A 12,459-nucleotide genomic window follows, 5' to 3' on the forward strand; every position below is an offset into this window, starting at 1 on the left:
AAAGTTCAGCTTTACTCAGCGGATGCCGTCTCAGTTGCAGTGGAGCCCTCGGCGTCCATCTCTGCAGCCTGGTCGGTGTTCTCAGCGGCGGACTCGATCGGAGCGTCGCCTGCTGCCTCGCGAGCAGCGTTGGCCTCGCGCTCAGCGCGAGCCTTGCGGCCCTCTTCAACAGCGGTGGAGATGATGCGGGTCAGCACGGAAGCAGCGCGGATTGCGTCGTCGTTGCCCGGGATCGGGAAGTCAACGTCATCCGGGTCGCAGTTGGTGTCCAGGATGGCAACAACCGGAATGCCCAGCTTCTTAGCCTCGGCGACAGCGATGTGCTCCTTGTTGGTGTCAACAATCCACAGTGCGGACGGAACCTTGGACATGTCGCGAATGCCGCCCAGGGTGCGCTCCAGCTTGGTGCGCTCACGGGTCAGCATCAGGATTTCCTTCTTGCCGCGACCCTCGTAGCCGTTCTCAGCAGCGTCCATTGCCTGAAGCTCCTTCAGGCGAGCCAGGCGCTTGGAAACGGTGGCGAAGTTGGTCAGCATACCGCCGAGCCAGCGGTGGTTGACGTATGGCATGTCAACGCGCTCTGCCTCGTTCTGAACGGCTTCCTGAGCCTGCTTCTTGGTACCGACGAACAGGATGTTGCCACCGTGAGCGACAGTCTCCTTGACGAACTCGAAAGCCTCGTCGATGTAGGTCAGGGTCTGCTGCAGGTCAATGATGTAGATGCCATTGCGCTCGGTGAAGATGAAACGCTTCATCTTCGGGTTCCAACGACGGGTCTGGTGACCGAAGTGGACACCTGCATCGAGCAGTTCTCGCATGGATACAACAGCCATGTCATATTCAGGGAAGATCCTCGCGTCCAGCCTGACTAGGGCTGCGGCTGCTTCCCTTCCTTTCTTATCCGATATAGGTGGTTACAGTTCACGCACAGGCTTTCCCTGTGCCCTAGCGCTCCCCCGCTGCCTCACACCCGACAGATATCCTTGCCGAGCACCCGTGAACCAGCCGGAATGGGTCGCGCGCGTAGTCTTTGTGCTAATGACCGCCCATTAAGGCAGACACCGCGAGCGTCATCTTATCTGATACATCGCACAGGTCGCAATATCTGACACGCCCTGCTATCCACAGGACAAAAAGTCATCCACAGCTAGAACCGTTTGCAATGCACTGCCGCTTGTCGACGAGTGCAGCGTCCGCCACACTATCGCGCATGACGACCAAGCAGAGTTTCAAGCGCTCGCTAATGCGCACATTAGCGCTATTCGTGCTCGCTGTCGCGCTAACAACACCCCCAAGCCCACCTGCAGCTACCGGCGAGCCAATATCCGCTAGTGCGCATACCTTCCCTGTGCACGGCAAAATACTACGCGACTACGCCCCACCGGAAAAACGCTGGCAGCCTGGACATCGCGGAGTAGACCTGAACGCCTCCCCGGGTCAGCCAATCCGCGCCTCAGCTCCCGGTGTGGTGCATTTCGCCGGTTCAATCGCCGGAATGACGTCCGTGTCAATCATGCACGCCGATGGCATCCGCACAACCTATCAGCCCATAGATACCGCGTTAGAAAAGGGAGACCACGTGGCCGCTGGCCAGGTGATTGGTCATCTTGTGGTCAACGCCAAACATCCCGAACCGGGCCTGCATTGGGGCGCACTGCGCGGCAAAGACTATCTCAACCCACTGGATTTGATACAGCGGAGACCAATCGTGCTCAAGCCTGTACGCAATTAAACAACCCTGCGCGATTAAGCGCGCGGATGTGCCCGCTTGTGTACTTCACGGAGGCGGTCCGCTGAGACGTGGGTATAAATCTGCGTGGTCGCCAGACTCGAATGACCGAGCATCTCCTGCACCACACGCAAGTCAGCGCCACCTTCCACCATGGCTGTGGCCGCAGAGTGCCGGAGCGAATGCGGTGAAACATCAGCCCATTTATGAATAACTCGGCGCGCCTGACGAGGATTCAATCTACCTCCACGCACACCGAGAAAAAGCGCATGTTCGGCCTGTGCGGAAGCATGAAAGCTTCCACGCACCTGGAGCCAGCCTTTGAGTGCCGCCTCCGCTGGTGCACCGAAGGGCACGATGCGCTGCTTGTTCCCCTTACCCACTACCGAGATGATGTGGCGGGAAAAGTCCACATCTGAGACGTCGGCCTTGCACAGCTCTTCTACACGCATCCCGGTGGCATACAACAGTTCCACAATGGCCAAGTCGCGAGCCGCAACTGCGCTGTCCTCGGATGAGACTTTCTCGATTGCCTCCTCAACCCTCTCCGGCGAGAGCACTTCCGGAAGATGCTGATGTTTCTTCGGCGTTGACAGCCGCAGCGACGGATCAGCATCGAGAATTTGCCGAGCTACGAGCCAACTACAGAACTGGCGAATGGACGTCGTTAAGCGAGCCAGCGATGACCGCGCAGCACCCTCCGCATGCTTCGCGCCGAGGTGCGCACGGATGACAGGGGTGGAGAGTTCACTGATGTGGTCCAGGCCGGCGAGGAGGGGGATGAGATCGGCTCGATAGGCACGGACGGTTGCGTCAGAGAGTCTGCGGGAATAAGTCAGCTCATCGAGAAAATCCATGAGCACGGCCTCAATATTGGCGGATAACCCGAGATCCAGCTCAGTCCTGTCGTCGTTATTGGTTGCGCGCTTCACGGTTCTGACCTTAGTAGATGCACACCGCGAGACCTCACCAGACAGCGGAAAAAGGCAGTGACTCCGACTTTCGCCAGAGCCACTGCCCTATTGCCTCACCCATGTCACAAGCCCGTTTCCGTAACAGTTACTTAGGCTTGCCTTGCCTATATTACTGAGCGTACAGAGAATTGCAATACCTAATTCAAGATTTTTTCGAGATTCTCTGCAGAAGGCTTTATTAGCGCCTCACTAACGCTTCTGTTCCTGGCGCAACCACCCACCCTCCACCCGACTGGTCAGCCCCTGTCCCTGCAGCTCCAGCAACAAATGTGTCGTAAGCGCCACGGCCAATCCCGCCTGCGCTGCGACTTCTCCCACCGGCGTTGGCTCCGCAGAATTCAGAGAGTCGTAGACAGCGAGCTCGTTTCGAGAAAGCTTCTGCACCGCCGACTTTTCCCACAACAATTCAAGCTGAGCATCCTCGTTCACTGTGCCAACTGACCGATACAGCGACCGCACATTATCGGCACTACACACCAGGACAGCCTCGCCACTGCGGATTAGGTCATGACAGCCAGAGGTAGTTTGCAGCGTCACCGGTCCCGGCACTGCTCCCAAGGGCTTGTTTAGCCTCACTGCCCAGTGCGCTGTGTTGCGCGCCCCTGAACGCCAGCCCGCCTCGACGATTGTGGTTGCTCGCGATAGGGCCGCTACCAGACGATTCCTAGTCAAAAACCGATGCCGCGCAGGTCGCACCCCCAGTGGATACTCCGTAATCAGCGCACCCCGCTCTGCAATCCCGTCGAAGAGTTCTGCATGCGCCCGCGGATAGTCAACCCCTACACCACCGGCTCCGACCACAACCGTAGTGCCGCCAGCGTCGAGCGCAGCTCGATGCGCCGCGGCATCAATACCCAACGCACCACCACTGATGACACTAACCCCCGCATTCGCGAACTGCCCCGCGAATTGGGCCGCCACCTGTGTCCCGTAGCTGCTGGCCATCCGCGTTCCGACAATCGCCACCGCTTCACTGACCACGTCCCGCAAGTCACGGCCACGCACCCACAGCGCAAGTGGTGGTGCATCGGCGCGGTCACGGACTTCGAGCGTCGTAAAGCAGGACAGCAGCTCCCCCGGCCACTCTGGGTGCCCCGGATAAATAAGACGCCACCCCATCGCTGCCGCCAGCTCCAAATCGTGGCCGCTCTGGTCAACGTCGGCCCGTGCCTGCGTCGTATTGAGCAGACCTTCCGGCAGCCCGGCGCGAGCCTTGATCCTCTCTGCTACCTCTACCGGCCCAAACTCCGTCACGAGCCGCACAATCTGCGGATGCGTCGCCTCTATCACACGATTCAGGTAAGCCCACGCGTGAATTTCGTCCATTTCTCCCCCTTGATAGTGGTTCGGTTGTATTAGCCGCTCTCGCGGTCATGCAGCTGGCAGGCACGTTGCACGTGCTCGAAGGTAAACGCGTCTACTCCCCCGAGATCTGCGAGCGTCCACGCCACTGCGATTACTTTGTCCACTCCCCGCTGGGTAATCTCTCCGTTCCTCAACTGGAAGTCCAATAACGCCATCGCTTCTTCGTCTAAGCCCGCGTGACGACGGAGAAGCGAGCGTGGCACACTCGCGTTGGTGACGGCTGCTTCGTCGGCAAGCCCCAGGGCCTGCCACCTATGTCGGGCACGGTCACGTGCGGCCTGTACCCGATCGCGAACGGCCGCGGAGGGCTCATTGTGTGCTTTGTTTTTAATTCCCAGCTTGGCCCCGGCAGGACTGAGCGTGACGTTGAGATCCATGCGATCGCGTAGCGGGCCCGATAATGCGCGACCATGCTTGGCTCGCTCGGTACTAGAACAGGTGCATTCGCTGGCATACGCCGCCCCACACCGACAGGGATTGGTCGCCATGACTAGTTGTGTTCTCGCCGGAAAGGTCACTCGATGGTGCGTACGCAGGTGGACGACCACCCCGTTTTCCATCGGCATCCGCAACGCATCCAATACCGCCGGGCGCATGAGGGTGATTTCGTCCAAGAACAGCACCCCATGGTGGGCAAGGCTAATCGCGCCGGGCTTGGGCACAGCACCGCCGCCGACTAACGCTGCCACAGTCGCGCTGTGATGTGGAGCCACAAACGGCGGATGTTGAATAAGAGTGTCCGCAGTATCGAGCGCTCCGGCCACCGAATGCAGCGCGGTGACCTCCAGCTGCTGCCACTTCTGCAATGGCGGCAGAATTGTGGGCAAGCGCTCAGCGAGCATGGACTTCCCAGTTCCCGGAGAACCCTGCATGAACAGATTGTGCCCACCTGCTGCGGCTACCTCGAGGGCGAAGCGGGCCTCAGGTTGGCCATCGACATCGGCCAGGTCTACCGAGAAGGCTTGTTCGCTGGGGTCGTCGTTAAGCGCGGTCGTCAAACCTGAGCCGGTGAGTACCCAGCCCCATAGCTGTGCGAGGTCGGCTGCGGTGCAGACTGCGATGCCGTCGACGAGCGCGGCCTCGGCGGCGTTGGCGGCGGGGACGACAACCCAACGGGCACCTGCCTCGCGGGCGGCAAGGACTTGCGGCAGCACTCCACGCACCGGGCGAATGGAACCGTCGAGCCCAAGTTCGCCAATGAGAACCGTGTGGCGGAGACGACCTCGGGCCTCCATGTCATCGCTGGTTGCGATAAGGATGGCGCAGACGATGGCGAGGTCAAAGCTAGTGCCGTGCTTGCGGATATGCGCCGGCGACAGACTCACCACGACTTTTGTCTTCGGCCAGGGCAACTGCGAGTTAGCAACCGCCGTGCGCACGCGATGTTTGGCTTCTCCGACGGCGGCATCGCCGAGCCCACCGATATACATTCCCGGCAAGCCACGCCCAACATCGGCTTCCACCTGCACAATAGTTCCTTCAATGCCGCTGAGGCTGACTGCAAGAGCTGTACCGACAGTCATCTAGCAGTCCCACATGATTGCGTCGCTGATTGCGGGAATGTACGTAACTGCAACGACTGGAGGACCGGACGAAGGGCTGGACACTGTGACTTCTGCGCAGTCGATAACTACGGACTCTAACCAGTAGGTAGAACTCTCTGACAGCCACTGTCCCGCCGCCTTGCGCAAATGACGAAGCTTGGCTGCTGTGATGGACTCTCTGCCGTCCCCAAACTGACTACTTCGCGAGCTGCGCCGCGTTTTTACCTCCACAAAATGCAGCCTGCCGTCAACATCTTCAGCAATAAGATCGAGCTCATAGCGCCCCACCCGCTCATTCCGAGCAATAACTTCCCACCCCTGATCCTCCAACATCTCAGCAACGAAATCCTCCCCAAACGCGCCGAGCTGTCTTGTGGTTAGTTCTTCAAAGCTCTGTGTCATAGCCCCGGTCCCCCTGGTTCCCCGTTGAATTGTGCCTTGGCGGTTTACCGCCTTGGCGGTTCGGAAACACTCTTGCACAGCGGGCATGACAAAGGCCCTCCGATAAATGCTCAGAGGGCCCTAACTGTGGATAATTTTTCGACTGTGGATAACTGTTAGCAGCTAGCCATAACATGCGATGACAGGCGACGATAACCTACGGCAGTCGCAAGTCCGGCTTATCCAGTTCCTCGATATTGACATCCTTGAAAGTGATAACGCGCACGTAGCGGACAAACCGAGCCGGGCGATGGACATCCCACACCCACGCATCCGACATCCGCAGCTCGAAATAGACCTCGTTTTCGCTGTTGTGCGGAATCAGCTCCACAGCATTAGCAAGGTAGAACCTGCGCTCCGTCTCAACAACGTACGAAAACTGACTAACGACATCGCGGAACTCCTTGTACAGGGATAGTTCAACGTCGGCCTCGTAGTTTTCTAGATCTTCTGCGCTCACGACCGCGACGGCTCCTTCGAGTGTTTACATGTTGCTCTTTTTGTACATGTTGGTCTATTCGGGGTGCTCAAGATACTCCGCGTGTGCCAAGCGCACATTGCGGTATGACCACCGATGCTCCGGGGTTGCGCCATGGCGTGAAATCGCTTCCATATGCGATGACGTGCCGTAGCCCTTATGCCCCGCCAGACCATAGTCCGGATACTTCTCCGATAGGTCAACCATAATGCGGTCGCGGGTGACTTTGGCTAAGACACTCGCAGCAGCAATACATCGGCAAGCGGAATCACCACCAATCACGGGCAAATAGGGTGCCGTGAAGCCAGACACTTTGAGTGCGTCGGTAAGCACATAGCCAGGACGCTGTCCCAACCCGGCTACCGCGCGGCGCATTCCAGTGACATTCGCGTCCTGAATGCCGAATTGGTCGATGTAGGACGCGGGAATCGTCGTCACGCAAAAAGAGGTAGCGAAGCGTTGGATGAGCGGAAAGAGCCGTTCACGTGCGGCCGGCGTGAGCTTTTTAGAATCGGTGAGCTTATCCAGCTCTGCGATAGGGCGTTCTGGAAGGCAGCAGGCGGCGATAACTATCGGGCCTGCACAGGCGCCGCGACCAGCCTCGTCGACCCCGGCTACAGGTCCAAAGCCGCGCTTTGCCAGCGCGACCTCTATCGTGCGCGACTGCTTCAGCCTCCGCAGTTTCGGCGCCGGCGGCGTGAGCAGACTGTGCTGACTAGTTGTGCTGGATGTCCGGATCATCGACGCCACCGATGCGGTTAAACGGCAGGATGATTGCCTGCACCTTGCCGACGACGTTATCCAGCGGCACAGTACCCTGCAGCTCGTCGCCCATGTGATAGCGAGAGTCCGCAGAGTTGGTGCGGTTATCACCCATGACCCACAGATTCCCCTCCGGCACTGTTACCGGCCCGAAGTACGGGCCACCACACTGCTCTGAGCCAAGATTATCCACCACCGGCTTGTCTGCCGGAGTTTTAATGAAATCCTGGTCTGTCATCTTGCCGTCAACCATGATGCCGGGATCTCCTGGGCGACACTGCACAGTCTGCCCACCCGTGGCAATCACACGCTTGACTAACGCATTTTCATCCGGGGCGACAAGGCCAATCCAGGAACCAACCGTCTGCAGCGAGTTTGCCACCGGGTTAGTAGAACGCTGTGACACGTAGTTACTATTCCAGGACTCCGGGCCATTAAAGACGACAACATCGCCGGGCTTGGGATCTGAGAACTGGTAGGAAACCTTATCCACCCAAATGCGGTCACCGGTGCACCCGACACATCCGTTGAGCGTCGGCTGCATCGACTCGGATGGAATCACGTAGACACGGCCGATAAAGGACTGCACACCAGCACTGATGAGCAGGGCAATCACGATAATGATTGGAATCTCGATGTACCACGGAGTGTGCTTTTCAGGCTCCTCGTCAAGTTTCCGGAAGCCTTTCAAGCCTTCAGTACGGTCTTCTTTTTGGCCGTCAGTCTGTTCGCGAGAATCGTCGTCGGTCATGGGAAAAGACTATACGCGATAGAAAAATCCCCACCGAGCTCAACACTCGATGGGGATTATTTTGCGCCAAAAGACTAGCGGCGCTCCTTGATGCGTGCAGCCTTACCGCGCAGGTTGCGCAGGTAGTACAGCTTCGCACGGCGAACGTCGCCCTTGAAGACAACGCGAATCTCGTCGATGTTCGGGGAGTGCACCGGGAAGGTACGCTCAACAGCGATACCGAAGGATACCTTGCGGACGGTGAAGGTCTCGCGGACGCCGCCGCCCTGACGACGGATAACGACGCCCTTGAAGACCTGAATACGCTCGGTCTTACCCTCGACAATCTTTACGTCGACCTCGACGGTGTCACCAGCGCGGAACTCCGGAATGTCGTCGCGCAGGTATGCTGCATCAACCTTGTCAAGAATGTTCATGGAAACTTATTCCTTTACTTTTTGCATAGACAGAGGACCCTGGCGGCGCTTTCCCACAGAGGGACGCTCGGCCGGTTCATGCCCGAAACAGGTAAAGCTGCCTATAAAGACAACCTGGAAATTATTACACACCCCCTGGTCAGAAACCAAACTCATCCATGTTCGGCGGGTCTTGTGGATCTTGTGGGTCCTGGGGGTCTTGCGGTTTAAGAGTATCGGCGTCTTCTCCCCTGCGCGCTTCTTCGACCAGCTTCCGTGATTGCTCTATCAACTCCTGGCGATACTCGTTATATTCTGCCAGTGCCTGCGCCATTCGCAGTCCCCGTTTGTCAAAGGTGTAGCGTCCGTGCCCGGCGAGCGGCCCATCTTCCAGGCTCACCGCCTTTTTGCCCGTGCTTGACGACGTCCACAGTTCCACTCCATCCCGATCACGTGCAACATTCCACAGACCAGCTGTTTTCATGTTGTGGTGCCGGCGGCAGAGGCAGTGGAGGTTCGGCGTTTCCGTTGCCCCGCCCTCCTCTGGGTGCTCTTTGTCGTACGGCTCAATATGGTCAATGTCGCAGAGCTCCGCGGGTACATCACATCCCGGAAAGCGACACGTTCCGTCCCGACCTTTAACGAAGGCCCTCTGACTTTCGGTTGGGGCGTAGCCCTCCGCGGTTTCGTCGGCAAGCATACGAATATGCGTGACCTTATCAATCCACGCCTGCGTAGCTAACTGCGAGATCCAGCCAACGCCGCCAAGCCAGGCGGTGCGGGGACGCTCCTCTGTGGCAGGACAGTATAGGTTGAGTACGATTTTTGCCTCGGCGGTGCCGCGGATGAGGTGTGTCAAAGCTTCGACTCGAGTGCAGCCAGCTGAGCTGGAGATGGACTCGAGGGTGGTTTTGAATTCGAGAGCGCGGGTCTTTTCCAGCTCCATAAAAACTTCCGCGAAGTTGTCGCTCTCTTCAAAACCGATACTCTCTCCTACTATTTCGCGTTCTCCTGCAGGAAGCAGCGGATCGACATCACCCGGAAGGTTTTTGGGGCGAAGCTGAGGTTCAATTTCTTCGATAACCCGTTGCAGGAATTTATGTAGGCTGCGAACTCCCCGGAGTGCCTCGCCATGCTTTCGGGGAATGACAAAGCGGGCAATTTCTTCTTCAACAGCTGCACGCACCTCTGGATCGTGGAGCGGCGCTGTCGCGCGAGCAATGGTGATCAGATGCGCAAAGGGCAAATGAGCTCGAGCTTTAATAAAGGCACCCAGCCGGGGCATACGCGCTAACTGAATGCCGACCTCTACATACTCGAGCGCCTTACCGCGGGAAATACCCAACTCGGGTGCGATTTCAGCAATGTATGCATTCACATCAATCTCAAGCGACTTCGGCGTGCAACCGCAAGCTATACCCAGTTCCAGGCGATTGCGTTGGATACCCGCCACCGCCAACTGGTTCGTGGATGACTCGTGGAAAAACTGCGGCGCTTCAGGCAGCAGAGCCGCTTGGTAAACATCAGACGGTTGTTTGGCCGGACTATCTTTTTCAGACATTGTTCCCCCAAAGCCCCAACCCCGCTCAGTGTCGATAACCAGTGAATACCACTAGCCCAACGCCAAGAAGAGAAGCTCAAGTACTTTGTTCTTGATGCCTCCATTTTAGCACACCCATTCGATTGCGCAACCCCTTTAATAAAACTTTTTCGCTTGTACATTCGAGTGAATTGTTGAGCGTGTTATCAAATGTCACGAGGTGCATCTTCTGGCGAAACTCCGCGCACACTAAGACGGCACGCTACAACCGCTCGCTACAACGTCACGCTGATACAGCACTCCAATAACGACCGCTGCCGACCGTTGCTACAAAGCCCCCCCCAACTGCTAGATTGTCTCCATGCAGCAGATTCCACGCTTTGACCCCTGGATTGTTCGAGGAACAATCATCGCCCCGTGCGTTCTGGCGATTGCACAGCTTCTGTGGGTAATTGCCATTTCCGACCGACTACCGGAGCAGTTAGCAACGCATTGGAGCGGTAGCGGCACTCCCAACGGTTTCATGCCGCCAGTTCAAAGCACATTGATTATGGCCATCATCGTCATCGCATGTGCACAGATCGGTTGGCTCGGCGCCAAGACCAGTACGCCGCTTGTTGTACGGAAGCCAATTGCAATAACCAACCTCGCCCTCTGCGGCTTCTTAATCGGCATTGAATTCGCGATTATCATCCCGCAGATCGGCACGACGGACCCTACGACCGCCCGAATCGGCTGGATCTATGCAATAGCCGGCGTCATCATCGGCCTAGTAGCGGCCCTGCTCGTGACGCGCCGCCTCAAGGACTACTCCTCGCTTACCGACGCCACGGTCACCGAGCCGACATCGCCACAGTTGCCCCATCGAGAAGGAGCCCCGACTCCCATCGATGTCAGTGTGGCCATCTCTAAGGGGGTCAAGGTCACCCTCGCAGTCTGGTGCGTGGTGTCTGTAGCGCTCGCAGTGTTCCTGCCAAGCCTCGGCATTGTTTTTCTGCTGTGCACGCCGCTATTCCTCATCGCATATGAAACCGGCATGACACTAGACACGGACCCGAAGACAGATTCCATTACCGTTTTTAACGGCTGTGGACCGCTGAAGATGAAACACCCCATTGAGCTTCGAACCATCAAATATGCGAAGCCGGCCACTTATAACTGGGCCGACGGTGGCGGTATTGGGCTTCGACTTGGCAATGATGGCCGCATCACCGTGGCGGCACGGTCAGGCGAGGCAGTCAAGATTGAGACCTCGGGGTCCGATTACACCATCGTCGTACCGGATGGAATGGCTGCGGCTGTCGCGGGTGAGATCAACAGCCGCATCGACGCTATGCGCCAATAGGCTATGCGCTAATAAATCAAGCGCTAACAGATCAGGAGCTAAAAGCCTGCCCTGCGCAGCGCGTCAGCCATGGAACCGCCGCCTCCACCGCGGTTGGCTCCACCGCGCTTCTTATTCTGGGAACCACGCTTTCGGCCGCCTCCACGGCCTTCTCCGCGACCGCCGTCACGCTTTGGCTTGGCATCCGAGGCGTCGTCGTCAAGCCTGAGCGATAGACCGATGCGGTTGCGTTCGACGTCAACGTCGAGAACCTTCACCTTGACCACCTCGCCCGAGCGGACGACCTCGTGCGGGTCGGAGACGAAACCGCGGGCCATGTTGGAGACGTGGACGAGGCCGTCCTGGTGGACTCCGACGTCGACGAAGGCGCCGAAGGCCGCGACGTTGGTGACGGTGCCCTCGAGAATCATGCCGGGCTGAAGATCGGAGACCTTCTCCACGCCTTCCTTGAAGGTGGCGGTGACGAACTCGGGACGCGGATCGCGGCCGGGCTTGTCCAGCTCGGTCAAGATGTCCTGGACGGTGGGCAGGCCGATACCTGCGGACTCGTCGACGAAGTCTGCAGCACGCACCTTGGACAGGACACGGGAGTTGCCGATGAGCTCCTGGACACTAACGCCGGTCGAAGCGGCGATGGCATCGACGACGCGGTAGGACTCCGGGTGCACGGCGGAGGCATCCAGCGGGTTGTTAGCGCCGTGGATGCGAAGGAAGCCGGCGCACTGCTCGAAGGCCTTCGGGCCAAGACGCGGAACCTTCAGCAGCTCCTTGCGGGAGGTGAAAGCGCCGTTTTCGTCTCGGTAAGCGACGATGTTGTCCGCAACAGTCGAGGACACGCCAGCAACGCGACCGAGCAGCGGCGCAGAGGCGGTGTTGACCTCCACGCCGACAGCGTTGACGGCATCCTCGACCACGGCATCGAGAGAGTGCTCGAGCTTGGTCTGGGAAACGTCGTGCTGGTACTGGCCGACACCGATGGACTTCGGATCGATTTTGACGAGCTCAGCAAGCGGGTCCTGCAGGCGGCGGGCAATCGATACGGCACCGCGGAGAGATACATCCATGTCCGGGAACTCAGCTGCTGCCAGGGACGATGCGGAGTAGACGGAAGCACCGGCCTCAGAAACCACCACAG

Annotated in this window: 13 protein-coding genes; 2 read left to right on the forward strand and 11 right to left on the reverse strand. The window is 58.4% G+C overall.

Annotated features, from left to right (window positions below):
- Positions 1 to 11: 11 nt before the first annotated feature.
- Positions 12 to 833, reverse strand: a complete 822-nt coding sequence (rpsB, locus tag ADB02_RS03425; protein WP_040360682.1) for a 30S ribosomal protein S2 — start codon at positions 831 to 833, stop codon at positions 12 to 14.
- A 377-nt stretch (positions 834 to 1,210) separates the two neighbouring features.
- Between rpsB and ADB02_RS03430 the strand changes: the two genes are divergently transcribed.
- Positions 1,211 to 1,732, forward strand: coding sequence for a murein hydrolase activator EnvC family protein (locus ADB02_RS03430; protein WP_065421708.1), 522 nt, complete (start codon positions 1,211 to 1,213; stop codon positions 1,730 to 1,732).
- A 14-nt stretch (positions 1,733 to 1,746) separates the two neighbouring features.
- Here ADB02_RS03430 and ADB02_RS03435 read toward each other — a convergent pair whose 3' ends face one another.
- From ADB02_RS03435 to ADB02_RS03475, 9 genes are all read right to left on the reverse strand, one after another.
- Entirely contained in the window at positions 1,747 to 2,601 is an 855-nt protein-coding gene (locus ADB02_RS03435) for a tyrosine recombinase XerC (protein WP_049189679.1), read from the reverse strand.
- A 291-nt stretch (positions 2,602 to 2,892) separates the two neighbouring features.
- On the reverse strand, positions 2,893 to 4,029 hold the full coding sequence (gene dprA / locus ADB02_RS03440) for a DNA-processing protein DprA (RefSeq protein WP_049189671.1): 1,137 nt from the start codon (positions 4,027 to 4,029) through the stop codon (positions 2,893 to 2,895).
- A gap of 29 nt (positions 4,030 to 4,058) precedes the next feature.
- Complete coding sequence (locus ADB02_RS03445; RefSeq protein WP_049189672.1) at positions 4,059 to 5,591, reverse strand: YifB family Mg chelatase-like AAA ATPase; 1,533 nt, start codon at positions 5,589 to 5,591, stop codon at positions 4,059 to 4,061.
- Positions 5,592 to 6,014, reverse strand: coding sequence for a YraN family protein (locus ADB02_RS03450; protein ID WP_049194021.1), 423 nt, complete (start codon positions 6,012 to 6,014; stop codon positions 5,592 to 5,594).
- 196 nt (positions 6,015 to 6,210) lie between these two features.
- A complete protein-coding gene (locus ADB02_RS03455) occupies positions 6,211 to 6,513 on the reverse strand; it encodes a DUF2469 domain-containing protein (RefSeq protein WP_005509529.1) in 303 nt (100 codons plus the stop codon).
- Between the two features lie 54 nt (positions 6,514 to 6,567).
- Positions 6,568 to 7,272, reverse strand: a complete 705-nt coding sequence (locus ADB02_RS03460; RefSeq protein ID WP_224783775.1) for a ribonuclease HII — start codon at positions 7,270 to 7,272, stop codon at positions 6,568 to 6,570.
- Positions 7,247 to 8,044: a signal peptidase I gene (lepB, locus tag ADB02_RS03465; RefSeq protein WP_049189674.1), complete on the reverse strand. Its 798-nt coding sequence runs from the start codon at positions 8,042 to 8,044 to the stop codon at positions 7,247 to 7,249. The genes ADB02_RS03460 and lepB overlap by 26 nt, the downstream gene beginning before the upstream one ends.
- Positions 8,045 to 8,118: 74 nt before the next feature.
- Positions 8,119 to 8,460, reverse strand: coding sequence for a 50S ribosomal protein L19 (gene rplS / locus ADB02_RS03470; protein WP_048761860.1), 342 nt, complete (start codon positions 8,458 to 8,460; stop codon positions 8,119 to 8,121).
- Positions 8,461 to 8,599: 139 nt separating this feature from the next.
- Positions 8,600 to 10,000 carry an HNH endonuclease signature motif containing protein gene (locus ADB02_RS03475; protein ID WP_049189675.1) on the reverse strand — a complete coding sequence of 467 codons (1,401 nt, stop codon included), beginning with the start codon at positions 9,998 to 10,000 and terminating at the stop codon, positions 8,600 to 8,602.
- A gap of 340 nt (positions 10,001 to 10,340) precedes the next feature.
- Between ADB02_RS03475 and ADB02_RS03480 the strand changes: the two genes are divergently transcribed.
- Positions 10,341 to 11,324 (forward strand): DUF1648 domain-containing protein, encoded by a 984-nt coding sequence (locus ADB02_RS03480; protein ID WP_049189676.1) that lies wholly within the window; start codon positions 10,341 to 10,343, stop codon positions 11,322 to 11,324.
- A gap of 38 nt (positions 11,325 to 11,362) precedes the next feature.
- Here the strand turns inward: ADB02_RS03480 and ADB02_RS03485 are convergent.
- Positions 11,363 to 12,459 (reverse strand): helix-hairpin-helix domain-containing protein (locus ADB02_RS03485; protein WP_049189677.1); only part of this gene is annotated, 1,097 nt, incomplete at its 5' end.

It is taken from the genome of Corynebacterium sp. 212_CJEI, from assembly GCF_001055915.1.
GTDB classification, from domain to species: Bacteria; Actinomycetota; Actinomycetes; order Mycobacteriales; family Mycobacteriaceae; genus Corynebacterium; species Corynebacterium jeikeium_D.

Excerpts from the sequence above, each read along its gene's own strand:
- rpsB (WP_040360682.1), bottom strand. The coding sequence starts at position 833 with ATGGCTGTTGTATCCATGCGAGAACTGCTCGATGCAGGTGTCCACTTC.
- ADB02_RS03430 (WP_065421708.1), top strand. The coding sequence starts at position 1,211 with ATGACGACCAAGCAGAGTTTCAAGCGCTCGCTAATGCGCACATTAGCG.
- dprA (WP_049189671.1), bottom strand. The coding sequence starts at position 4,029 with ATGGACGAAATTCACGCGTGGGCTTACCTGAATCGTGTGATAGAGGCG.
- ADB02_RS03445 (WP_049189672.1), bottom strand. The coding sequence starts at position 5,591 with ATGACTGTCGGTACAGCTCTTGCAGTCAGCCTCAGCGGCATTGAAGGA.
- ADB02_RS03450 (WP_049194021.1), bottom strand. The coding sequence starts at position 6,014 with ATGACACAGAGCTTTGAAGAACTAACCACAAGACAGCTCGGCGCGTTT.
- ADB02_RS03460 (WP_224783775.1), bottom strand. The coding sequence starts at position 7,272 with ATGATCCGGACATCCAGCACAACTAGTCAGCACAGTCTGCTCACGCCG.
- lepB (WP_049189674.1), bottom strand. The coding sequence starts at position 8,044 with ATGACCGACGACGATTCTCGCGAACAGACTGACGGCCAAAAAGAAGAC.
- rplS (WP_048761860.1), bottom strand. The coding sequence starts at position 8,460 with ATGAACATTCTTGACAAGGTTGATGCAGCATACCTGCGCGACGACATT.
- ADB02_RS03475 (WP_049189675.1), bottom strand. The coding sequence starts at position 10,000 with ATGTCTGAAAAAGATAGTCCGGCCAAACAACCGTCTGATGTTTACCAA.
- ADB02_RS03480 (WP_049189676.1), top strand. The coding sequence starts at position 10,341 with ATGCAGCAGATTCCACGCTTTGACCCCTGGATTGTTCGAGGAACAATC.